This window comes from Microbulbifer variabilis, from assembly GCF_023716485.1.
In the GTDB taxonomy this organism is placed as follows: Bacteria; Pseudomonadota; Gammaproteobacteria; order Pseudomonadales; family Cellvibrionaceae; genus Microbulbifer; species Microbulbifer variabilis_B.
In genome coordinates this window covers 956,036-982,607 of sequence record NZ_CP092418.1, presented here as the reverse complement: position 1 = coordinate 982,607, position 26,572 = coordinate 956,036, and the positions used below count along the sequence as shown (strand labels likewise).

General features: G+C 35.9%; 15 protein-coding genes. All 15 read right to left on the bottom strand.

The features are described from left to right. Window positions 1–148 precede the first annotated feature (148 nt). Window positions 149–1,060, bottom strand: coding sequence for a glucose-1-phosphate thymidylyltransferase RfbA (gene rfbA, locus MJO52_RS04425; protein ID WP_252084742.1), 912 nt, complete (start codon window positions 1,058–1,060; stop codon window positions 149–151). Between the two features lie 107 nt (window positions 1,061–1,167). Next, window positions 1,168–2,811 (bottom strand): polysaccharide biosynthesis/export family protein, encoded by a 1,644-nt coding sequence (locus MJO52_RS04420; protein ID WP_252084741.1) that lies wholly within the window; start codon window positions 2,809–2,811, stop codon window positions 1,168–1,170. A 74-nt stretch (window positions 2,812–2,885) separates the two neighbouring features. Then, window positions 2,886–4,115 (bottom strand): hypothetical protein, encoded by a 1,230-nt coding sequence (locus MJO52_RS04415; protein WP_252084740.1) that lies wholly within the window; start codon window positions 4,113–4,115, stop codon window positions 2,886–2,888. Between the two features lie 33 nt (window positions 4,116–4,148). Beyond that, the gene (locus tag MJO52_RS04410) at window positions 4,149–4,808 is read right to left on the bottom strand and encodes an ABC transporter ATP-binding protein (RefSeq protein ID WP_252084739.1); all 660 of its coding nucleotides are present in this window, start codon (window positions 4,806–4,808) and stop codon (window positions 4,149–4,151) included. Beyond that, on the bottom strand, window positions 4,805–5,551 hold the full coding sequence (locus tag MJO52_RS04405) for an ABC transporter permease (RefSeq protein ID WP_252084738.1): 747 nt from the start codon (window positions 5,549–5,551) through the stop codon (window positions 4,805–4,807). Before MJO52_RS04405 ends, MJO52_RS04410 begins: the two co-directional genes overlap by 4 nt. Window positions 5,552–7,363: 1,812 nt before the next feature. Continuing rightward, on the bottom strand, window positions 7,364–9,571 hold the full coding sequence (locus tag MJO52_RS04400; protein WP_252084737.1) for a glycosyltransferase family 2 protein: 2,208 nt from the start codon (window positions 9,569–9,571) through the stop codon (window positions 7,364–7,366). An 88-nt stretch (window positions 9,572–9,659) separates the two neighbouring features. Beyond that, on the bottom strand, window positions 9,660–10,949 hold the full coding sequence (locus MJO52_RS04395) for a hypothetical protein (RefSeq protein ID WP_252084736.1): 1,290 nt from the start codon (window positions 10,947–10,949) through the stop codon (window positions 9,660–9,662). A gap of 108 nt (window positions 10,950–11,057) precedes the next feature. Continuing rightward, entirely contained in the window at window positions 11,058–14,021 is a 2,964-nt protein-coding gene (locus MJO52_RS04390; protein ID WP_252084735.1) for a glycosyltransferase, read from the bottom strand. Window positions 14,022–14,034: 13 nt separating this feature from the next. Continuing rightward, window positions 14,035–15,873, bottom strand: coding sequence for a hypothetical protein (locus MJO52_RS04385; protein WP_252084734.1), 1,839 nt, complete (start codon window positions 15,871–15,873; stop codon window positions 14,035–14,037). Window positions 15,874–16,001: 128 nt separating this feature from the next. After that, window positions 16,002–17,591, bottom strand: a complete 1,590-nt coding sequence (locus tag MJO52_RS04380) for a heparinase II/III family protein (RefSeq protein ID WP_252084733.1) — start codon at window positions 17,589–17,591, stop codon at window positions 16,002–16,004. A 363-nt stretch (window positions 17,592–17,954) separates the two neighbouring features. Continuing rightward, on the bottom strand, window positions 17,955–20,039 hold the full coding sequence (locus MJO52_RS04375) for a glycosyltransferase (RefSeq protein ID WP_252084732.1): 2,085 nt from the start codon (window positions 20,037–20,039) through the stop codon (window positions 17,955–17,957). Next, the gene (locus tag MJO52_RS04370; protein ID WP_252084731.1) at window positions 20,036–23,488 is read right to left on the bottom strand and encodes a glycosyltransferase; all 3,453 of its coding nucleotides are present in this window, start codon (window positions 23,486–23,488) and stop codon (window positions 20,036–20,038) included. Before MJO52_RS04370 ends, MJO52_RS04375 begins: the two co-directional genes overlap by 4 nt. Window positions 23,489–23,564: 76 nt before the next feature. Then, window positions 23,565–24,845, bottom strand: coding sequence for a UDP-N-acetyl-D-mannosamine dehydrogenase (wecC, locus tag MJO52_RS04365; protein ID WP_252084730.1), 1,281 nt, complete (start codon window positions 24,843–24,845; stop codon window positions 23,565–23,567). A 71-nt stretch (window positions 24,846–24,916) separates the two neighbouring features. After that, window positions 24,917–26,041, bottom strand: coding sequence for a non-hydrolyzing UDP-N-acetylglucosamine 2-epimerase (gene wecB, locus MJO52_RS04360; protein ID WP_252084729.1), 1,125 nt, complete (start codon window positions 26,039–26,041; stop codon window positions 24,917–24,919). Between the two features lie 22 nt (window positions 26,042–26,063). After that, window positions 26,064–26,531 carry a hypothetical protein gene (locus MJO52_RS04355; RefSeq protein ID WP_252084728.1) on the bottom strand — a complete coding sequence of 156 codons (468 nt, stop codon included), beginning with the start codon at window positions 26,529–26,531 and terminating at the stop codon, window positions 26,064–26,066. Window positions 26,532–26,572: the final 41 nt, after the last annotated feature.

The following is a 26,572-nucleotide window of genomic DNA, read 5'->3' as shown; positions in this document are numbered from 1 at the left end:
GCTAAATATAAAATCTTAATTTAAAATATTTGGTTAACCTGAATTCAAACTCCAGAAAAGTTAATGCAACTGGGGGGACCCTGTTCAACTATTAATAATAGAAAAAATCTTATGTTAATTTTGTTGTATTTCATGATATCATTGATATTTATACGAAATTATGATCTCTTTGTGCGTCATTCAAGATACGCATCAAATATTCACCATATCCACTTTTCATAAATAATTTAGCTTGAACTTCAAGCTCATCAAGTGAGATAAAACCTTTACGAAATGCGACCTCTTCAGGGCATGCAATTTTTAATCCCTGACGACGTTCAATTGTTTGTACGAAGTGTGCCGCTGCGAGCAAATTATCATGCGTTCCAGTATCTAACCATGCAGAACCGCGGCCCATTAACTCTAGACTAAGTTCACCTCTTTCAAGGTATATTTTATTGAGATCCGTAATCTCCAACTCTCCACGATCACTTGGCCTGATCTCTCTGACTAAATCGCAAACATTATTGTCATACAAGTATAATCCAGTAATAGCATAATTTGATTTGGGTTTATTTGGTTTTTCCTCAACACTTATAACTTTTCCATTTTTATTGAATTCAGCAACTCCATATGCGCTTGGGTCCGCAATCCTATACCCAAAGATTGTTGCTCCTTGAATTCTTGAATTAGCTCTCTTTAAAAGTTCACTAAATTGATGAGCATAAAAAATATTATCTCCAAGAATTAGCGCGCAGGGACTGCTCTCTATATGATCCTGTCCAATTATAAATGCTTCAGCCAAACCATTTGGTGAAAATTGCTTGGCGTAACTTAGATTAATTCCCCACTGAGATCCAGTACCCAAAAGTCCCCTAAACAAACTTTGATCTTGGGGGGTAGTTATAATTAATATTTTTCGTATTCCAGCCAACATTAAAGTTGTTAGCGGATAGTAAATCATGGGCTTGTCATATACTGGCATTAATTGCTTGCTGATACCTTTTGTTAATGGATACAGACGGGTACCAGTACCACCAGCCAGAATAATTCCCCTTCGTTCGGTATCAGTTTCAGCCATAATTCCTCCATCAATCCTTGAAATTAGAAACAGCTAAATTTCTACAGTAGTATTTTAAATATTTTCTTCAAAGAAGTTATTTAAAAATAAGATATTTATGTTGTTTTTCAGAATGATAGTATGGCCGCAGTCCCAACTGCTATACGATATAAAATTTCCGTTACATCTTTAGTTACCTGTAGTTCACTTGAATTAATTTTTGGCATTACCATTATTTCATCCCCAGGACGTAATCTATTTCCAAGTTTATTATCAAAGTCTCTATCATGAACTCGTGTTATCGTCCCGTCTAAATGTAAAATAATCAGTTCGTTACGGTTTGCATTATTGGCAAATCCACCTGCTAATTCGATATAATCTTCTAATGTATATTTTTTATGATACACAAGTGAAGTTGGAAAAATTACCTCCCCAACTATAGATATGGTTGATGTTTTCAGAGGTACAGTTATTTCATCACCATCTTCAAGTAACATTTTTCCAGCATCTGGGTTATTAGCAATTACTACCTGCCCTTTTGGAATGACTCTTCGAGCTTTTTTTATGAAATTTTGAATCATTAAAGCGTTATCTTTCTGAGCATCTTTTTCAAGATCAGTTTTCGGTTGACGAGTTAAAACTTCCATTTGTAAAGCATCTAGTGATCTATCCAATGCAACCTGTTGTTTTTCAGCAACACTTTTTCGATATAACTGAATAGAATTTTGATCAGCATTTTCACGAAATTTTAATTTTGTCATCAACATTTCAAGTGTTGCGCCATATGGAAGCACATAAGTAGCGGGGCCATCTAATTCACCAGAAACAATTACTGAAATCGAATGAATATCATTATCGCGGACTAGTTCTACAATTGCGCCTGGGTAAAGGCGTGTTGTCATTGCATTAGTTAAGGGTTGGTAACTTGCTTGTTTGACTCCATCAACTACCTGAGTAATACGAGCAAAATTTGCAAGAGGATCTGGCTTAATAACTAATAACATCTCTCCTAATTGTGTATAAGGACCGATAAATTCTAGTTGAGCCGACTGTTGAACTGCACCTTTAACCGTAACAAATCCTTTTTTTCCACCAACTACTATTACATCACCATTTCGCAGCTGTACGGCAGGCATTATCCCATCTACAATAAAACTATATAAATTTATTTCCTGTATTATTTTGTCCCTTCGAATTATCTTTATATCGACAAAACTACCACTTTGTGAACTTATTCCTTCAGCACTATCCAAATAATACAGAATTGAATCCGAACTAAAACCATTGAATAAACCAGGATTATTTACATACCCTGTCACAAACACTTTAACCGGCTGACTTGCTTCCAAGTTCGCATAGGCTTGTACATTATTTTTAAAAACACGCTTCACATGGCGTAACACAAAATTATTTAAGTCGCCATTTTGTACTCCAGCTACATGAACCGGTCCTACTTCTGGTACAAAAATGTTTCCTTTTGGATCAACAGTTAAAGTTGCGCTAAAACTATAAGCGCCCCATAATTGAAGATTAATCTGATCCCCAACCGTGATTCTGTAGTCCGGGTTGAAACCATTGAATGGCTGGTCCTTAAATGTTCCCTGAAATAAAGATTGACCAAAAATTGGTATCTCATTTTTTGGTGTGGGCTGAGAATCTATACCATCTACTAACTGGGTTTCTAATGCAAAAGCCAACCCATGACCCAAAATGATCAGTAAAGTTATTATCAGGGATAAAATATTTTTCTTTACTCTATTAATAGGTATCATGATTCTACAAGGCTTCCTTTATAGCTATTGAATAGCTCAACATATTGTTCGATAATGAAAACTCAGCCTATAAATTACATACGATGATCTCGAATACTGGCTGACAGCATAATCCCAACACCATATAATAAGAATAAAATCACCGTTAAACTTACTAAATTATATATTTTATGTGGGTACTCAGCCTCCTCTGCCAATGAAGGCCGTGTAATTACTATCAGATGTTTCAACTTACCAGAAGCTTCCATTCTTGCACTTTCCAAAGCTTTTAGTGATGCGGCGTAAGCATCAGTAGCAAATTGTAGATCTAATTCAAGATTCTGAAAGTGTGCACTTAGAGTATTGAGTCGCTGTTCACCTTTCTCGTCACTTATACCAACCAATCGAACTTTCTCTACTTTAATTTGATTTTCTAAGGCGCCAATTTCAGCTTGAATTGATATTATTTGTGATGAATCAGTATTTAAGTAGCTTTTGGCGGCAGTTAGTTTGGCGCGCTCTTCTGCTAATCGCGTCTCTAATCCTTGAATAATACTGCTTATGCCTTTCGTTAACTCTTCGGGGCTAACTAAATTATTACTATTCTGAAAATCTAGGATGTCTTGTTTTATATTTCTCAATTTTCTTTGAGAGAGTTCTACTTCATTATTTACGAAGTCAACTTGTTTATTGGCTAGTTGATTACTCAAAGCATTAACGAATAATTCTGATTTTTGTATTACAGTCTCAACAAGAATACGAGCAAAGATCGGTTCATAAGCTTGCATCTCTATTGAAATTATACCATTTGTCTCATCATGACTAACATCTACATGATTTCTATAGTATTCTAAATATTCTTCTTGTGTTGCATCCGAATACAAACGGGAAAATACGTCATACTGATTACTTTTATAGTAATTTTTTAATCCTAATTCCCTATCCAGATACAAGGCCATATCAAGTGACTGTATATAGTTTACAACTAAAAATGTATCTTGATTATCAACTCCTATACTAGGTATAAGAAAACTAATCCCCGTTGACGATCCTTGAGATGACGCTGTATCTTTAACAATTAATTGTGTAGTACTTACAAAACGATCAGTTACCCAAAATAAATAATACCCACTCACACAAACGATGGGTACTATTACAATCAGAGTAAAGCCATAATACCAAGGTAAGTGTAATCTATGTTTATTTTTTATTTTTAAACTTTTTGTTTTTGAAGAAATATTCTTATACCAAGAAATAAGTAAATTAAAGTAAATATATTTTTTATTACTCCACCAGTTTTTATTAAGCACTCTTTTAACATCCATATTTAAACTTTAAGTTTTATCATTTATGAAAATTTATACACTATTTTGGTAAATGCTTATGGCTTCATTTATAGATTGACAAATTCTAACCTTACCATTTTCAATGTAGATTCCTACCTCACAATTTTTCTTTAAAACTTGAGTCGTATGAGCCACAATAATAAATGATGCTTTTTTTCTTTTTTCTTTAATTATATCTTCACATTTTTTTTTAAAGTGTACGTCCCCAACCGACATAACTTCATCAACTAAATAAACATCAAATTCTAGGGCGATACTTAGGCCAAATGCTAAACGCGCGCGCATTCCAGAGGAGTAACTTTTAATTGGTAAATCAAAATAATTGCCGATTTCAGAAAACTCTTGCACATAATTCATAATTTTACATTTATCTTTTCCCCATACACCATGAATTCCGCAAACAAAAGCCACATTCTCTCTACCGGTCATACTTCCCTGGAACCCGCCAGAGAGCCCCACTGGCCATGAGATTCTCTTATCTGTGATTACTCTACCGGAATCTGGATAATCAATCCCCCCCATAATTCTAAGTAACGTAGACTTACCAACCCCATTGCGCCCTAAAATTCCAATATTCTTGCCCTCAGGAAAGATCGCATTAACATTTTTAAAAAGTGTTTTCCTTTCGTTTTTTGTTTTATACGATTTTGTGAGATTTTCAAGCCTAATCATTGACTACGCACCAAGTCTTTCCAGAAAGCACGATATGTCAGAAGACCTAAAGCAAGCATCATTATTGACGAATATATTAAATATTTGAAATTTGAAAAAATTCCATGATAGCTTTTAAATAAACTTTCTCTGGTTAATTCTATGATATGTACTAATGGATTCCAAACAAGGTAGCTGTGATATTCTGAAGGAATTTGTTCAAGTGAAAAGAATACTCCTGAAATGAAGTAAAGAGGTCTTACAATCAATGGAAGAACTTTAGACATCTCAGGTAATTTCTCACCAATGACCGCTAATGTCAAAGATAACCCAAAAGAAAAGCATAAAAATAAAAAATTTACCTGAATAAGTAATAGAAAATCTCCAAATTCAGCTCTAATACCAATCCAAGATAATAAAGCTAATAGCGTAAGCATGCATAAGATATAAATAAAAAACTCTAATAATACTCTACTCAAAATTGCATCAAATGGTCGTAACTGACGATAGTTAAATAATCCACGATTTGATGATACAGCAGCAATTCCTTTATAAAAGCAGTGACTAAAAAATAAAAAAGGTGCAATTCCTCCCAACATAAATAAAGTTGTCGGAATACCTGGATAAAAGTTCCTATCAAGGAAATTAAATATTGCTGCCAGCATTAAAATATGAAGAGCTGGCTCAAGTAGTATCCAAGCATAACCCAGTCGCCACTTACCAAACCTTGTATTCATCTCACGAACGAGAAGTGAGTAGATCACATCTCTCTGGATCTTCCATATAGTTCGATTAGATGTAGGAATTTTTATGCTCATATACTAGCGACTAGTCTCTTGTACACTCTTATTATTTAGAGTTATGCTAAAGTTATACGTATATATAGCGAATATTCCTGATAATGCCACTTAAAATTTTAAATTGGCGCCATAACTATTATAGTGTCGTCTTTTGGCTCTTTTTAATGAAAAAATCTATCCTCACTAATTATTTAAAAAAGTTAAATATCATTAATTTCAACATTCATGTTAATTTTTATTTTCTTAATCAAATGCTGTGATTACATTGATATTCAATTGAATTGGTGTCTGTAAGAATATAACAGACCTTACCTTATATATCTTCCGTGGATTTATTATATCTAGAAGTTATGAACAGGAAATAGCGACTGCCAAGGCTTATAATAAATTTTTCATTTTAGAATGATCTTTTATTGTAAGCTTTCCTACATTCAAGCTACCCGCAAACGGGATAGAGTATACTAGGAATGAAATATTTATTAAGGTTTATTAATACAGGTTATCTAAGGGCAAATATAACAAATTACATTGAAAAATACTTATATCAGTTTTGATGAAGTACTCTAAACTTAAAACATAATGAGTCAGACTTTATCTGACAATTACCAATACTTCAGAATGTGTTATGTCAAGTCAGATTCGGTTGATACGTTTTCTTTCAAACGGCCTGCCCATCTTCAACTGTTACTATCAATATGCAGCACAACACTTTTAGCTTGATAAGTGCGATTAATATTATAATAGATAGACCATTCGTTTAAATTTTTACCCTTCTGTTGACCGACAAATCTTTCGATATAATGATGGTTGGTAGAACTCTTGTAAAATAGTTTTATGGAATCTTCCATCGATACACTGGTTTGTAAATGGCTTGCTGTATATATTTCATTTATACTTAATAGCCGTGTTACACTAGATTGTAACAATATTCTGTTCTACGATCATTCAGGTAACATAAAACTGTAAGATAATGTATGGCATAAAACGGAAATACAATGTCCTTCAGAAAGTCCTAAAAAGCAATTTGTATTTCGATGGTATACAGCTTGCAATAAATTTCTGTTAAAAAAGCATCGATATAGCCTTGCTGTTAAAAATGGCAAACCCCTTAAACTTTCCTACATACAAGATATCCCGAGAGTCTAGATAGACTGGATGGTGAGTTTCAATTTCCCCTCAGGCTCCACCATGATGTCGCTATCTATTCGAAGCCTGATCCTGCTACTCCGTAAGAATTGGCACCTCCTGAGTACCTTGGCTTAAAGCGTCTTTAATCACAATTGAGACTTAGCCAAGTCATGCCACAGCCAGGTATTAAAAACCCCAATAGAGTAAACAAATACACTGCCTTTAGGCAGTTCATTGGAAACGGATAGTTTTCCATAGACAAGCTCTTACAAAAAAGACAAACGCTAACTTCAATAACATAGTTTGCCTGATTTCTATGGTTGGGTACCAGCAGATTCATCTCAAGAAGAGTATCTACACCAGCAGTTTAAGCATAGAACGTGAAAGTCATTTGATATATTAAGCATATTCCAAGCTTCGTAGATGTTCCCATATCTAATTTAACAATCCGATTTTTAGTTAATGTAACGATCATTAGTAAGGATCATGAGGTTTATCCTTAGTTTGTTTTTAAACGCGCATCAAAACAATAAATTATATTTTTATAGAAGGATCTATCAGATATGGTCTAAAATAATAAAAGTTATTTATATGGCTGCAAGATAATTTTCTTGCAGCCTTGATGAGTTGAAATTAATATTATACTTATTATCGGAACATTGGTGCTTTAATATCTTCATTTAAACCGAGAGAGAAATCCTCTCTTTTATGAGTAAGAAATGGGCTATAGTAAGGATCTATACCTAAATGAGTTCTCCAGCGATTTTTTAAACATGTAGCTTCTCGTTCAAATCTTGCACGTTTTTCTGGTGTGTTATCAAGGCCACGGCTAATAGATTCATGATGATACATTTCTGCAAAAGGTGTCCAAAGATTACGAAAACCGGCTTTTTGGACCTTCAGGCATAAATCCACATCATTAAAGGCTACTTCAAAATTTTTCTCATCCAACCCTCCAACTTTCTCATAGGTTTCTTTTCGTAGTAATAAACAAGCAGCTGTTACTGCAGAAAAATTTTGGGTGCAAATTAATCGGTTCATATAGCCCATCACACTTTTTTTAAAAAATTTATGCGCATGACCTGCCAGCCCACCAAGTCCAATTACAACCCCAGCATGTTGAATTCGATTATCACTATAATACAACTTTGCCCCGACACAGCCTATATTTGGACGGCTTGCATGAGCAACCATTTCCTCTAGCCAATTCGATGAAATAACTTCTATGTCGTTATTAATCAAACCAATAATTTTTCCATGGGCATGTTTCACCCCGAAATTGTTAATAGCTGAATAATTAAATGGTTGGTCATATTTTATAACTCTCACTTTATTAAAGTTTTTTATGTATTCTAGATACTCTATCGTCTTTGGGTCTTTACTTTGGTTATCTAGAATTAATATTTCATAATTTTCATATGAAGTCTTTTTGAGAATACTTTCTACACATTGTTTTAGTATCGGTAACATATCCCGAGTAGGAATTAGAAGGGAAACCAACGGATTTTCATTCAGAATCGGCCAACGTACATACAGTGCACCTTGATCTTTTTCATATTCAACTTCAACATTCCTTTGCCCTTTATCATTAAAATATCGTTTCAGAATTTTTTTTGAACTTTCCAGGTAAAGATCTTTATTAAAATCACTAAACCTATGGAAGAGAATTCTTGGTATATGAAAAATAGAATCATTTGGTTTCTTTATTTTTTTCAGTATTTGAAGAAGTAAGTTGTAATCCCAGGCCATCTCATTCTTCAAGTTACTGAATGAAGAGGCTTCTAATAGTCCAGGAGCAAAAACAACAAATTCACCTATATAATTTATTGAATAGAATAAATCTGGATTCCACGCTGACTTGAAGTTCGGTGAAGACCTTCGGCTAGCACTATTAAGCATGTCTTCATCAGAATAAATAATTTTCGCTTTTGGTTTCTTACGTAAAATGTATTCAAAACAAGAAAGGGCTTTATTAGCAAGGACCGCCCTAGGGGGGCACATGAGATAGTAGCTATCTTTATTTAAAATTTTTTCAATCGATTGTCTATAATTAACTCTATCAATCAATCTGATTTTTTCATTATAACCAATTAGAGACTTAATCTTAGAGATTATCTTTCGATCTAGAAATTCCATTGGGATAATGAATAGGTTCCAGTTCTTATATTTTTGAGATATTATAGAGTATACAGTTCTTTTAATGCTATCTAAATTACTAGACTGGTCAACTGGTATCAAAATGGTAAAGCTAACTTCAGTTAAACCGTCTAGCTTAGGCCAAAGGCCTGGTTCAACTTTTTTTATCCACTCTCTATAGGAAATTCGGACACCATTAGGATTGAAAGTGGAATCATAATATGCCCATCGATAAGTTAATCTTGATGGAACTGAAAGTGACCTGTAAGATAGCCGGGCACGCATTCGATTGCGTGCGAATAACTTAGAAACACGAACTAGTGTTAATCTCTTAATTATAAAATTGCATTTATTTTGTGCCGGAGAAAACGATAAACTTTCTTCTCCTCTGGCTAACCAAATCAATCGTTTTGCCATACGTCCATTTCGTACGGATAAATTCAACTGTTTAGATTTCCGCCCTGATTGATGATGAATTGTGAAAAAGGTCTCAAGATAGCTTGTATCTGATTCAATCAAAACTTCAACCATATACCAGCCCCTTTTAAGTCTATTCTGCTCTATAGTAAATAGAGGTAGATTTGATATTGATTTCCCAACAATACAACCATTTTTATTTGTCTCGGTTAATATATCCTGGGAAGGGCGAAGTAATGGGCGTAAATCCAGTCTTGTTAAATGGGGAATATTATTAGTTAGGCGCTTAGCTACTTTATACATCTATATGAGCCCCATTTATATATTTCATTGTCTTAGTTAAATTAAAAATCTATTTTAAATTATTTTATTTTCATTGTCTGCCTTAAAGTCAAGTATTTTGTACAGAAAAGAATATAATTAAAGGGTAAGAATATTCTAATTGAGTGTCTTTAGACCACTTTTCTATCCATTGACCCTGACTTACTATTATTTCTTCACGCTCTTTATCATTTAATCCAGCCCATTTTTTTTCAATTTCATCTTCTAGGCGATAGCCAACTATTGGTGCTCTAATAACAAAGCGACCATTAGTTTGCGCCAGTAGATAATTTGGACGTACCTGATTGAGTATAGTAACATCTATATTTCCAGCTGAATGAACAAATATTACTTCAGAAAAAATTCTAGAAACATAATCCAGCATTGTATAGCTAGATGAAGATCCAAAAATCAAACACTTGGCAGAAACCAAGGCCTCTTTATTTTGAGTAATCAGGACCCGCCCCATATTAGGTAAATGGTTATCATAATGAACCCATTGACGATATGAAATACCATTAGGTATCAACTCGCGAGCAGTCCGCCTCGGAAATATCTTATTTCCTAAATCTCCCGCCCTAACAACCTCTCTAAATTTATCATCTGAAAATAAACTCGCGACTGCTACGGTATCCAAACCTAGAACTTCTAAAGCAGCTAATAAACCACATTGTGCACCTTTGTGAGTCCAGTGGGTATCACATACACGAAAAACTCTATCCTTTGATGCTTGCATTCTCTTCACTGGATGCACAACATTATGCTTTTTATCTGCCAATTTCTCCACTTGCTCTACGGGGGTCGTTGACCCTTTTCGATGAGGATAATAGTCTGACATCACCATTTCTTTACTTGGTGCTATCAATACTGAATGAGCAGAGAGATATTCCTCCGCTAACTTACTTAAAGAATCCAAATAATCATACCAAGCCCGCTTTTCACGCCAATCTAATAATAATTTTCCAGTAAATTGTTCGACACTCTGATTGGTATCATTATCAAGAAAGAGCCAACCATCATGCCCTTCAATAATCTTTAAACTCCCTTCTATGAAAATTTGCATTGTGTCATAGTCACATTTATTATTTTCAAAACCAAAAAAGCAAGTATCACTATTTAACGGTACAGCTGCACGAAATCCACAATATAATCGTGGATGTCCCTTTGACTCTTCATTTAAAACTCTTCTTATGACATCTGGCCTTGATAGATTTATCTTTAAATAATATTTCTTTGAATTCAATCTTATATAAGGTCTAACTGTAGCGCCTTCTTTAGCCAGAACCCAACCTTGGAAAATTAAACCACTTCCCAAAAGAGTTTCAGCATCATAGGTCTGTTCACGACGCGGATAATCCATACACCACCGGAAGACTTCCGGGCAATTATTCGAGAGTGGTATTATTGAAATTTGATACATATTTTAGTTTTTTACAACGCTTTACTAACTCTAAAAAACCAATACTAATTATTCTCGTATAAGTTCGTGCTCTGTTATTAATGCTAGAGCTCTTTTGAGTTGACGAAGCATAACAGCCTCACAGAAATGCTGTTCCACTCTCTGCCTACCTCTTTTCCCCATACGTAAGCGTAATTCTCTATTAACTACTAATTTATTAATTCTATCTGCTACTTCATCAATATTGCCAAAAGGCACCAAAAATCCGGTGTCATTATCTCGAACAAGCTCAGGTATAGCCCCACGATGATAGGCAACTACAGGAAGTTCAGAAGCCATAGCTTCCAATACCGTTCGACCAAATGACTCATGAAAGTGGGAAAGATTGACCACAATATCAGCCTGGGCCAAGGCCTTTTGCGGGCTGGTAGCATAACCAACGAATTTAAGGTTCTTAGTAATTAGTCCCCGATTTTGACTGACTTGTAAGTCTTTAATATAATCATTCTCTGGACCTATTAATATACAGACAGCAGGAATAGCTTTATTTTCAAGTCTCCTTGCCAAATCTACAAAATCTGATAAACCTTTCTTGGGTAAATTACTACTGATTAATACTACCCGAACAATCCTCTCATTCGAACTGTCTGCCTCAATAGATGTCTTGTATTGATTTGTATTTATAATATTCGGTATCACTACCGTATTAACTGCGCCCAGTTCACTCTTAACAGCTTCCGAGTTTACTAACACTATATCAGCTAGTGACTTAACATGAGAAATAATATTCAATGCATCAGTTTCTAACAATTTGCAAAGAGCTATATCATGTTGTGGTAATTCACGTACATGAACTAAGGTTGGTACCTTCTGAGCTCTTGCCGCTAATAGAGGCTCATTAAGTACAAGTGTATTGGTATAGACTGCCTTGATATTGAATCGAGTTATCAGTGCCTCAAATTGTCTTAAGGTGACATGGTTTGCTGGCCGGTCAAATTTCCACCAGCCATAAGGAAGAATTACCACTCGCCAAGCATAATCCCTAATTTGTCCAACATAAAAACTATTGAGAGCACTTGGTAGCGCTACAATAAGATTAACATTCAATTTGCTTAAAGTAGACAACACATCGAGGAAGCTTCTTTCTGCCCCGTACAACAACTCACCAGCTTGATGGGCACACAGAAGTATATTCAAAGACTTCGGTCGATATTCTTGTTTCCCTGAAATCTCTGGTAGAGGCTCAAATTGACTTTCAATACCTATTGTCAAATAGTGATAAAGTGCTGGTATATTATCTTTACCGGACTCCATATATTTGTATCTATAACCAGATTCACTAAAATCTGGACCTGGATCCCTTCCCTCTGAAGCACCGACGGTCCAATAATGCTCGAATAGGTCTTCGGATAAATTCTGCAAATCTGGGTACATCTCTAAGTACCATGATTGATTGAAACGTCCTGATTGCTGCACGATATCCATAGGATTTGGCTTCAATACTTTGTTCACATTAAGACATAAAGCCTTAGGTGCTAAAAATGGACGGTGCTTTGGACTTGACGGCAAATAAAGATCTCCCATCTCCATAGCTTCTGAGTGCCAACGCCTTGCAGCATCTTCATAATCCTTACGAAGCCCAACAAAACGTGTGCTAACGTGTGTTTCACTATTCTGACTCAGGGAGTTGTTTGTAATGCGGCCAAAACTAAGTGGTATATTTGGTAACACTTCAACTAAAGCTTCCTCACCAAAAACCTTTAGTAACCTATAGTAATATTCAGTATCAGCATTTACAGACACTCTGTCCCAATAGCCGATAGTATCTATTACCGAGCGACGTACCATCAATGAAGAAATATTGCGATGTACCCAACTCTCATCTGGAAACCAACGAGAAAAATATAGATTGTTGTTAGCGCGCACCCAATGTGAAATAGAACCTTGTGCATTTTCTGATTGAAGTAAAGCTTTGGCCTGTATTTCTATCTTTTGAGGATGAGACCAGTCATCACTGTCGTGAGTGGTTATCAAGTCGCCTGTCGCACTCTCCAAAGCAGTATTACGAGCACCATAAGAACCTTGATTCTTTTGATGACGAATTAGATGAAGCTCTAACCCAGGACGAAAATGACTACATCTTAAATACGAATTTAGTATTCGCCAAGTCCCATCCGTACTCGCATCGTCAACGATTATAACCTCTAGATTACGCCAAGTTTGATTACATAGTGATGTTAACGCTGTAATCAATGTATCCTCAGAGTTGTAAGTAGGTACAATAACCGAAACTTTCGGATCAGACTCCCCACCTACAATAGTAATCGGTAAAGTAGGAGTTATGGTATCCAAGCCTAATAGACCGTCACCAGTATTGGTCAATCTACACAACTCGTATCGAGTAAGAAAACTATTGATCAATTCCAGGCGCTGATAATTAAGCTGACTACTTGACCGAGTACCATCTAATTGACTTACTAAATTAGATTTGGCTAGATTCAAATCAACGCACTCACCAAAACGCTGGGCTAATATGTCAAGCTCATTTTGAGCAATATCCAAATGTCCACATCGAAGTGCAGCCTCCAACATAAGTAAGTTTGGACCAGCATGAGCTGGATAGGAAAGTCCTTTCTCATGAAAACGCAGTAAAATATTTAACACTTTCTGCCAGTCATTTTTTACTGCGTACCAACGGGAGGTAACCCATGCTGCATAGTGACGCTCTAGCTTAGTGGCATCCGGTGTATCTATAAGGCGAATCAGCCTTGGTAATAAGAGTTTATTCCCCCCGCGCCACAGGTGATATTCCCAAGCAAGAGCGCGATTATTATATGGTAATCTACCTTCAAATTGTCCATGATTAATATAGTGTAAAAGAGGATCTATTCCCGAAGCAGCAACATCAGTATAGGTCTTTAAATACCACTCAGGATCAAAGTTCTCTATGCATGGTACAGTATCCTTAACATTAGTAAATTTTTTTTTGCGCCTATTCTTATACCAATGCAAAAGATGCTTCAATCTCAACATTTTTTTAATCCATTCAATAGGGTAGGGGCTCGCGCCCTTCCTTTCGGCCCATGGATATATAATGTAATAATGGGTTAAAGCCACTATCTTTAACGTCTAAATTAGTATCCAAGTACCATTGACTATCAAATCCAGGGCCAGGATTACGCCCCTCAAATGCACCATGTTTTAGGTAATGTAAGGCTGGATCTCTTGCTGCATCTTCATTACATGCTACATCAGGATAATTTCTTAGGTACCATTCTTCATTAAAAAAACCTGATTTAATGATTTTTTGTAATTCTTTTCTTTGCCTATGTTTTTGTTTTAAACCTTTACCCAAAATCTTGGCTACTGAAAAGGTACGTTCATTGAATGTGAGATTATTAGTTAATATAGCCTTACCATCAGGGTCTAAATTTTTTTTACGTAGTTCTTTAATTTGAAGTTCTTTTTCTTCAAGTAGGCTTGTCAACAAAGACAACTCTCTAAACCTTTCATCAACAGATTTTTTTTCTTCTAAAAGATCATCTCTCAGAGATTGAATTTGCGCCTGGAGTAATTTCTTCTCTTGGTTTAGGTTATCACGTTCATTTTTAACAAGCTTTAAATCCTGTTCAATTTCCTTATATCTAGAATTAAGTTCTGTGTTTACTTTATCTGAATCATGCTTAGCTTTCCTCATCTGTTCTAAATTGGACTCATGGGTTTTTAACTGTGATTCAAGGCTAGTAATATTTTTTTCTAATTTATGAACACTTTCTGCAGACTTAAGATGTCTGTCTTTTTGCAACTCTTGCTGTTCAGTTTCCTGTTTCCTCATCTTCTCAAGTAACTGTGTGAGGGTGGCCAGCTCCTCAAAACGTACTTTAAGGGCAATATCTTTTTCAACGAGCTCCTTGTCTTTTTGTCGTATCTGCGAATTCAAATTATTTTTCTCAATCTCCAGATTTTTAAAATTTTGTTCAACCTCTAACTCTCGCTGTTTTATACGTTGGCTAAAATTAGTAAGCTCCTTCCTTTGTAAATTAAGCTCAGCGTTAACACCTGCATACTCTGCACTCAATTTTTTTAATTTATCTTTTTTAGATAAAATATTTATCTCTAGGGACTTTACTTTTTGTTGATATTTTTTCGCCTGCAGTACATCAATATAGGTTTGCCCTAATCTCGCGAAGTTATCGCGAACAACTTGCCAGGAAGAGTTATTCTCGTCACGATCAAATAAATTTATCAGTGTCGAACTTATCTCATCTCCTATAGAGATAACACCCAGCCCTTCCCCATGGTATAAAGAAAAATTGGTATATTCCTCTTTTAACAACTCAAAAATCCGGAAAGTCTCACACCCTGGATTCTTTTTAGAGATTCCTGGCACCAGTACAATACTTCGTGGGGACAATTTAGATTTCCAGTGTGCTACTGTACTCTCAAGATCATGTTCATCCGTAGGGATAAAAAGTAGCAAGTCAATACTGCCATCTGAAAATTGACTTGCAACATCAGACATTGAACTTTCAAGAATATATGAGAATGTATTATAATATTGGCTATTGTAATCTTGACATTCGTAATTTATACCATCAGATGTTTCATTCTGTACATCGATACTTAAATAGCAACTAGCCTTTAGGCGAAGGTGTTTTATCGCTTGACAGAGTGCGAAGTGTGCCACATCTGAGGTGGCCCCTAAAGAAACTGCCTTCCGTGGCTGATGTGCCTCAATCAGCCAAAACAAAAAAGGTAAATGCTCTAACCACTCTGAAGGTCGAAGATAATCCGGTCGCCAAAAAATTGAACTCTGGGCTAGAGAGTTGATAGCTGGCTTTTTAGCCAAGTTTTTTGATATTTTTTTTTGCTTTTTAGTCGACATCTGAAATTTCTCAAATTATATTTAGGTAAAAGCACAGCATTAAATATTGCTAAAAATACACTTCAACTCTACTCAAATATTTTTTTGCCATAGCATTGTTTTTATATAAAATAATTCTACTTTTTGAACTACTCGATTTTCAATCTAACTTCTAGACTTTTATCCAAACCACCAAGCAGCACTCTATTGCATTTAGAAAATTGGCCATATTTTTTTGAGAAAATTGAGTTGGTACTCAATTCATTTGAAGACCAACCACGCATTATTCTTTTTGACTCCGACTGGTCAGAGCTAATAACCAGTCTGAAATTAGTAAATTCAATCTTGACTCCCTTGTTTGATAAAGTTATATCACGATCACCAATGATCCAGTTAGAGGATAAATCTTGGTCATCGCATTCATCCCTCACAATCAATAACCCGTTATTTAGGTTAGAGTAATCAATTTCCCTCATAACCTTAATACCATATCCATAGCTTATACCACTCAGCACTTTTTTATTTGTCTCATGGATTAACTTCGGAGGTAAAGACAACTTTGACCTTTCTCGGATGAATGGACGATTAATGACTGGCATTGTGTGAGCATGAACGGATCTTAGGTATTTTCTTTTAGGGTTTTTTTCATCATGTAAACCAAGTCCACCATCACCTAAAAGTGTCTCACCATCTACATTAAGATAAATCATCAGATCATCATCATGACGATGGTAATTAGAGTCATGGCAGCATTTAAATATCAGGGTGAACGAGTGCTTCTTTTTGATTTTACCCTTAACTATTAGGTAACCTGAAGAGGAATAGTCGTAGACTCTATATCCCTCTTCAGGAATTTCATCATCAACCAGCCCTTTGTCCTCACTTCGAGTATCTCCAATTATCGGGAGATAACCATTAGGTAAGGTTATTGCTTTAAGAAAGGACTCTGCCTTCGCTATGTAGTGCTCCCCTAATTTCGTTACTTTATCTTCTCCAAACACTGATAGAGAAGTTAGCTGCCTTAATCTTCCGAGCATTGCTTTCTGATAGCCAGGACTATTCTCTTTATGAACACCCTCAACAGTGAAAGCAAAAGTCACCTCATTTTCTAAACGCTCACGATTAATCCTACGATAGGACTCAAAATTATCATGTGTGAACATTAAGCTTACTGTTAGTCCAATCATAGCCTGATCAAATCCATGATTGGTATGAATGGAGTAATTCTTATCATCTTGCAACCAGTCAAGATGCTCAAAAACTAGATCTTCTAACCAATTCACTTTAACATCAGCACCAACTGGTAACTCTGCAACTTGACAAAATATAAACCAGTTAACTAAGTTTTTAAGTCGAAAAGCCGATGCATGATCGTGCCAAACTAATGGAGAATCTTTGTTGTCTTTCCCATTGTTTATCCAACATAAAATTGCTTTAAGACATAAAGAAAAATATTCTAATCTTTCCTCTTTGGTTTGTACCTTATAACTATTAATATACCAATTCAGAAATGGTAATGCCTGCAATTGCCACCACCAATTGCGGTCACATTTAACACTGTTCCAGTCGAAATTTAAAACATCTAGATCCACATCAGAAAAACTATTGGCTTCATATTTTCTTTCCAAAAATAATTTCTTCAGCTTGTTGTAGTCCGTCTGATTCCTGCTAAATATATTTTTATCAATATATAGTTTTGTTTCTGAAGCAATACCCATTTTCAGATTATTGATAGACATCTTGCTGCAAACTCTTTCTTTTAATTGTCTCTAAAATTTATATTTAACACACAACCTTAATCATAAGGAATATTAATTAAACAACCTTAATAACAAAAAAATCTTCCTATTATATTTTCATTAAAAACCTGATGCACCTAATACTAGTGCGTCATATATTAGTCATCCCTAGAAATTATTAAATCTTGATGGCGATTAAATATATTTTTAAATATAGCACCCTTAAATATCTCAGGGGAGTGACGAACTAAAACTTTAAAATTTTATCAAATACTTTTTTAATTTTAGTGGTGGGTTGTTACACTCACCACTAAACTTTAAGGGCAATCAGTTATTAAAACTCTGACAACTATTATAATTGAATTAAATTCGTAAGATTTCTCTCATGTTGGAATAAATTATCTCTGAATCGAACTGGCTTGCTGCATAGCTAGTTACATTTAATTTATGCTGACCATCCAAAATATAACTAACCAAAGCTTCTTCATCTGAAAATATATTACTGCTAGGGTATACAGTTGATGCCCCTTTCCATGGTAAAATTACTGGTACCGCGCCTGACGCCATTCCTTCTGCAACGGCTTGATGACTCCCTTCATAATCACTAACAGAAAGCAAATAATCAATTTGTTTATACCAATCATCCATATCATTACCATGGGAATCAAAATATACATTTCTTTTCCATGGTGCATTTTCAATTTTTTTGAATAATTTTGTGTATTTCTCGAGCTCACCAACATGTTGAGGATTATTCATCCAAGGCAGTTGTTCCGGCCTCTTACCTTTAACACGTAATTTGAAACGCTTATCTATGCCCCATAATTTTTCAAAAATATTTATGGCTCGATCTAATCGTTTTCCCCAGGGTACAATACCGACTATGCCCAATGTAAAGCCATCGCTATTTCTATTCTTAGAATTAAATCTTTTTGTGTCAACTGTGTTAAATATCATTTTAGCTTTAGATCTTGGTATATCAACCTTCTCTACAAACTCCTCATAACGATATGGAGCAATAAAAATATAACCATCAATCTTTTCAGCTTCCGATTCACAAAGATAATCTAATCTCTGAATCTCTTGTCGATGAACCCTTACAAAAAGTTTTTGACCTGGTTTTTTATTTCTGGAATACCATCGAATATTTCCTAAACCCCACTCACAAAATATAATATCCGATTGTTCTAACTTAACCAAACTTTGTGTTTCATCATGAACTGTGTGGCCTTTCCATTGATCTATCAGAATATCATATCTCTCATCTTTCTCAAAAGACCGCATGATATCTCCGATAAACTTAAGGTCATGGCCGGCAAATAGAATTGTATCTTTCTTATAGCTTACTAACCGTCTTACAATGTCTTGATGATTCACCCTTTTGGAAAAAGATTTGTAGGCCCCATATGACATTTTTGCAGCTTCACTATAAAGCTCAACACAGGTTAACGCTTGAAAGCACTTTTCTGCTGCTTCATCACAATCGTTTGCAAAAAGTGGATAATTTTGACCTAATAAATCCTTGTGCACTGTTGTCGGTCTGAGAATTACAGGTTTACCAGCACTCATGTATTCAAATAATTTTGTAGATAATTCCTGTGAGTTGTTATTATCAATTTCACTTGAGCGTAATGCAAAACCAATATCGGAACTACGTGACAATCCAATACTTTCCTGCCGTGAAACCTCTCCAATCCAATTAACATTACTATCATTTGAGAAAAATTCTTGTACTTCTTCTCGTCTACCACCAAGATCACCGTGAAACTTATTTCCTGCAATATTTAATTTCACATAGTGAAGTTTCTTTTTTAACTTCTTGAAAGTATCGACAAGACCTGGTGTCCCCCATTCTTCAGAAAACTTCCCAGTATAACATACAGTGTTAGAGCTATTTCTGAAACTAGGATTCTTTACTATTGGTGGAATCAATGGGGGCAAGATATAAATGTGTTCTTTCGGAATAGAAAAATCTGAGGAGTAGCTATTCTTCATTCGCTCACTTTGCACAATAGTAAATGCAGTCTTATTTAGAAGATTTTGTATCTCTTTATTTTCCTCAGGGGAAAATTCACCCCTTCTCTGAAAAGGCTCAAGGGTGTAATAAACAAGCCTGTTAGGTAGGAACTCAATAAGATCCAGTCCTAAACTAATATTACCACGGACAAGAATCCTCTCATATTGATTCTCATTATCTAGGTCACGTATGGATTCTACCACCTGTTCCAACTTCATTGGCTTAGGGTGTTTTTCTATCCGTTTTATATTTTTTATTTCATTAACTTGTGCATTCAATGGGCCACCTTCATCTGGGGCTTTTTGCAGAAAATCTAACTGAATTCGAGGGTCATTCGATAATAAACGCAAGAGCTCAACAAGCCAAACAGAAGACCCATCCATAATATTTAGATTTACATCCGCATACACTAATAATTTCAACGTATTCATGCTGCGAACTCTCTATTTGATTGGTTTGATTGCTCTACTTGGAATTGTGTTTTAATTGCTTCATCTTCTATGAAATTTTTGGAGTAGGTATCTTGCAGGTCCATTTTTAATTCAACACCATCAATAGGTTTAGCAAACTCTGTAAGAACTCTAAAAATTTCTTCATCGGTATTTCTATTGAGATATGAGTGTAAGAGGTTACTGTTTTTTAGATTTACAACAAGCCTCTTGCGGTGGTAGCTCTGTTTTTGGAATGCATTTCTTGCAATTTCAATCTCTTCATCACTACCGACAGTATATACAACATTAATAATTGGTAGGTGTGGCTCTACAAGTATGCCTAAACGTTCGCAAACTTGTTCTAGGCGATCTGCCAAAGTATGTCGTCCAAGGGTTTCTCGAACTCCAGCATTACTTATACGCTGATATTCTTCTGGGTTCTTCAAATGATTAAGAAAATCAGATATCTCTCTTTGATTATCGCTTGCACATACAATCCCCCCAAATTGTGTTATCACACCTTCTGAGTAATTGCTAATAACTGGTGTTCCACATGCTAATGACTCATACACACGACGGGCAAACATAGTTGGACTATGTTTTACGGTATTTAAATTTATGGTATATCGATAGGATTTATAAGCTTTACTCATTTCATGAGGCTCTAAGTAACCTACAACATGACTTTTGTATTTCTTAGGAAACTGTAAATGTGCAGTCCCCCTTTTTAAACACCGATCATAAATATCGTAATTAATTCCAGCTTGCTTTAATCCAGCTACAATTGTATGGAAGTTTTCACATCGTTCTTTTTTATCACTGTAATAAGATCCAGCAAATGCCGCTTTATTATTCCTTGGTGACATACAAATGGGGTTGTGCACCTTTGGCTGACAGAAAAATGATAATGCTTGTGCATCAATTCCATAGTCTTTCTTATAGGCCGGAATCATATTTGCATCACTGGTATAAACGTAATCGAACAATTTAGCTGTTGGAGCAAAGCGTTTATAGTGAACAGGATCTTCTTTAGCCCAAAAGATACTTGGTATACCTTTTTGTCGGCAATAGGTAATGACTTTAATTAATTCATCCATTCTGTTGGGGCCGTTGGAAGTATAGCCATACATTAAGCCACTCCAACTGTTACCATTGCCAAACCAACAGCTTTCTACAAATAAAAAATCAGGATGCTTTTTTTCTAATTTTTCCCGCCAGTTTGAGGGGGTAATCAAAGTAAGGTTTACCTCCGGTCGAAAGCATTCCATGGTAAATTCATCAAGAATTGCTGCGACTTTAATATCTGACAGTTTACGCAGTGGAGTTTTTGTTTCTTCTCTACTATTAACGGAGGGAGTTTTAATAGTAGGGTTAACTTTAATCTCAGATTCGAGAATAAAGTTACCATCTAGCCAGACCTTACTTTTAGCATTCCATCGCTGCAACCCAATAGCGGCCTCCACAGCTCCTTTTGGTGGCATCAGCTGGACAATTCGTTCTTCTTTAGCGCTGATATATGAAAATGAACCTACTGTTTTAGACAAAGGTAGACCTGAATATGGACCAGGAATTTCTTTCTTTTCCTTATCGAAATATTTAACTCTTACAATGATAGATTTGCTATGTTTATCTTCTGATTTTTCAAACTTAAGTTTTGCATTTAGACTATGTGGAATAAACTCATTGACTCTAAAATTTTCCCAAAGAGGTTCCTGATTTAACTCTATAAGATCTTTCTTCTTATTAAAGGCTTGAAATTCTCTAACACTAAACTCACGAACTATTACTATCTCCCCTTCCTGATAGTTAAAAGCACAAAAACCAAGCTCAATTTGCTCAACTCCTTTAGGAATAACAAATTTATGTCTCTCCTCTAACCCTTTATCAGATTCAAGGTACTTAAAATATGAATCAAGATGTGTAGACTTCGCTAACTTCCCTAGCGGCTGATCTATTTCATTTCCATTCATATCTTTTGATTTTAACAACATCACCGCTTTACGTTTATGATGCTTATGTAATTTTAACGAATCCTGATATTCTATGTTTGCATCAATAACAAGTTCCTGTCCTGGAACAACTTGAATTTGGAACCAAATAGGCTCTTTATTCGCTAGCGGTAAGGGTTCAATTTTTTTTATTAATTCTCTTGGGTTAGAATTATTATTAGACTCTTTTCTTTCACAATTCTTGCTGTTTAGCCCCTTTAATATATTAACCAATGGTAATATACGTGTAGCCAACGTTAGGTCATTAATTACACTATTCTGTGTTGCAGGTTTCCTTAAGCTTTCTTGCAAACATTGTGTTAAATGGCTAGGTACTTCAGCCTTAAATGTAATCAAATCTTCATATTTGTTGTCATTTTCAGCCAAAGGAATCACATCAGATATTACGATTCGCTTTCCATAGGCCATTGCCTCAACCAGCTTCATCGGTGATACTAGTTCACATACCGGCATTTTTTTTCGCGGGATTACTACCGTTTCTATTAACGCATAATAATCTGCTACTTTCTCATGAGCTACACGACCAACTTGAATTAACCAGGGCTTACTAGCAAGTCTTTGATCAGCCGTAATAAAATCATTTACTGGCTGCTCATCACCTACCACCAATAATTTTATATTTTCTCCTTGCTCAATTAGTTCGGCACAAGAATCCATCAATAGATCTAATCCCTCATAAAAATTCAAGCTGCCTACATATCCTATAACTCTATCATGTGACTCTATACCCAATTTCAAACGTAAATTATCATCTTCGGGATTTTTCTTTGGAAAAGAATTAATCCCATTTGGGATAGCATGTATTTTGTTCGCACTAACTCCACGGTCAACCAATTCTGATCTCATTGCGAGATTAAGAGTAAATACCTCTAAGGCCTGCTTACTCACAAAAGAGTTACGCTCAGCTTCAATTTTAAAAAAAGAGGTGTTTTCAAAATTTGGTTCACGGGCAGCACGAGAAAGTTCCCAGAAACCACGAACTTCATTATAAAATGGTAAATTGAGGCGTTTTGCCGCGATCCATGCGGGTAGCCCAATAATATAGTCTGAGGCAGCTAATACTACTGCTGGTCTATAAACTTGGAATAACTCAACAAAGCGCGCCACACAGGCTTCCAGGTGTGCTGTTTCATCAGCCGGTGTTTGATCATTATGCCAACGGCTATGGATGTATAAAACCCCATCAATTTCAGCCTCTGCATTGATTATATTTTTCTTTGCTCCCAGCTCCCATGGCCGACCCGGACGAACAATACATAACGTCTCAAAGCCATGGCTATTCAATTCCTTTGCAACCTCCTGAGTTCGTACTGCATATCCGTTACTGGCATAACTTTGCCCATGACTAACTATATAAGCTATACGCTTATCAATAGGGGTATACAATCCATTAACGGGGTGGCGCGCAAGTGTTTCAGCGTGTTTTAACAGTACATCCATAGGAAATTGTGTCCAGCGATTAGCAAACTGATAATTACTATTAGGTTTTAGCGGCAGGTTCCGCTCAACTAAGTACCTAGCTAAGTAGGCCTACTGAGTCGATAATGAAATTCTTAGCTGATAGGTTTTTAATTTCTTCAGTGAAAGGGCTATGTTTAACAAGTACACAAATCACATCAGCTTCATCCAGAGATTGCCTCAAAGATACAAGTTCTATATTTTCTCGTACAAGATCCTTCGGAAGGCGTTCGATATTAGGCTCAACAACCTGTACCTGACATCCTAATTTTGAAATTTCGCTTGTAATACTCAGTGCAGGACTTTCACGTAAATCGTCAATATCCGGTTTAAAAGCAATGCCTAGGCATGCCACTTTAATATCACTTGTGGTACACCCAGTTTTACTTTCGCATGACTTGATCAATGCATCTTTAACTTGATTCAATACCCAACTCGGCTTTTTATCGTTCACCTCACGTGCCGTGCGTATCAAATGTGCCTCTTCAGGACATGAGTCAACAATAAACCAGGGATCTACGGCAATACAATGACCTCCAACACCTGCACTTGGTTGTAATATATTTACTCTAGGATGACGATTGGCGAGGGAAATCAACTCCCATACATTTATATCTAGTTTTTCACAAATAATCGACAATTCATTCGCAAAGGCAATGTTTACATCTCTAAAACTATTTTCGGTTAACTTCGCCATTTCAGCAGTTCTAGCTGTCGTTACCAAACATTCACCTGAAACAAAAATTTTATACAGAGCTTTGGCCGCTTCAGAACATTTTGGTGTCATGCCTCCAATGACACGATCATTTTCAACCAGCTCACGTACCACGTGTCCAGGTAGGACTCGTTCAGGGCAGTGTGCAATACGAATATCGGAAGATTCGCCATGAGTTTGGGGGAAGGTAAGATCTGAACGAATCTCAGAAAGCCATTCAGACATTTTTTCAGTTGCTCCTACAGGAGAGGTAGATTCTAATATTACTAGATCCCCTGATTTTAGAACTGGGGCTAAAGCTATTGCAGCAGCTTTAATGTAGCTAAGATCTGCTTCATGATGATTATTCTCAAGTCCTGACTTAAAAGGCGTAGGCACTGCAATCATAAAGGCATCTGATGGCTGTGGCTTAGTTGTAGCCTGGAGATATCCTTCTGTTACCGCAGCGTGTACGATCATATCTAGCTCAGGTTCTACAATGTGAATTTCACCCCGGTTAATCGTATCCACAGCATTTTGGTTTACATCTACGCCTATCACTTTTTTCCTCCGTGAAGCGATCACGGCGGCAGTAGGTAATCCAATATAACCTAACCCAATAACGGAAATAGTTTCAAATTTCATAAACACCTTTAAAGAACTTTCCTGCTTGTTATTTTAAAAGTAAAGCAATTAATTTACTCTGCCTTTTAATCCTATTTTTTTAAACTGATTAATTCGTTGATTATTTTTTCACAGGCCTTGCCATCACCATAGGGATTATGTGCAAAGCTCATTTCCTTATATGCACTCTCATTTGTGAGCAGCAAATTTAGTTCCCGAGTAATATTATCTACTTCCGTCCCGACCAGCTTCACGGTTCCAGCAGAAATAGCCTCTGGGCGTTCCGTAGTATCCCGCATTACTAGAACCGGTTTGCCAAGTGAAGGGGCTTCCTCTTGAATACCTCCAGAGTCAGTTAGAATAATATTGGATTTATTCATTAAGTAGATAAATGGTAAGTAATCCAGTGGCTCTATAAGGTATATATTCTCTATTCCCTTCAATATACGATTCACTGGTTCACGAACATTTGGATTTAAATGTACTGGGTATACTATTTGAATATCTGGGTGTTCTTTAGCGGTATTTACTAATGCCTGACAAATTCGCTCAAACCCACCACCAAAGCTTTCTCGTCTATGCCCCGTTACCAAAAGCAGCTTTCGAGCATCTTCTAAAAAAGGAAATTCCTCCCTTACCTTTTCATAAGTTGACTGGTTGCTATCAAGCTTATGGACGACTTCCAGTAGAGCATCAATTACTGTATTTCCTGTAACAAAAATACTCTCTTCTAAAATCCCTTCTTTTATTAAATTATTTTTGGAATCATTTGTAGGAGCGAAATGTAATGCGGTTAAAGCACCTGTAAGCTTACGATTCGCTTCCTCTGGCCAGGGTGAATAAATATTCCCCGTCCGCAATCCTGCTTCAACATGCCCGACAGGGATTTGTTGATAGTAGCAAGCCAAACTCGTTGCAAAAGTTGTCGCTGTATCGCCGTGCACTAATACAATATCTGGCTTTGATTTTGTCAATACTTCACGCATTCCCTGAAGAATACCCGTCGTTATATCTGTTAAATCTTGCCCCGGTTTCATCAAATTCAAATCATAATCTGGTTTTAATTCAAATAGACTAAGAACTTGATCAAGCATTTCTCTATGTTGTGCAGTAACACAGACTGATGCATCAAACCGAGTATCACGCTGTAACTTTAACGCCAAAGGAGCCATTTTTATCGCTTCTGGGCGTGTCCCAAACACGATTAGAACTTTCATCTCCACATTCCCCTAAATAAACTTATCTTTTTGCATCCATAATTTGATACTCAAGTTCCTGACAACGCAAAAAATACTTTTCTAATAAACGTTGAGTTTCTTTTAATTGCATGAGAACTAAATCATTTGATTGAGAAAGATCTCTATTACTTACCTGAAAACTGTTATTGCCCTTATTTAAGTCAATATCAGATCGTATATTCAGTTTTTTATGATCTACAGGCTTTACTTCACGCCCCTCACTTCGCCCAAAATTTAAGTAATGTATAAGTGGGTTCTCATTATTCTGAACGACATCAGGATACTGTTCTTGATAACTTACACTACAAAACGAAACCGAAGGGTTTCTCCCCATTCTCCATCCATAACGTAGATAATGCTGTTCAGGTGTTAGCTTTTTGCTTTCCACATCTGGATGCTGATTTTTGTACCATTCAGCATCAAAAAGAGGAGATTCCATTAATAATTGAATTTGATATCTCTCATCCATTACAGCTTCCTCATAACTCATCACTTAAAAAATTTCGTTAA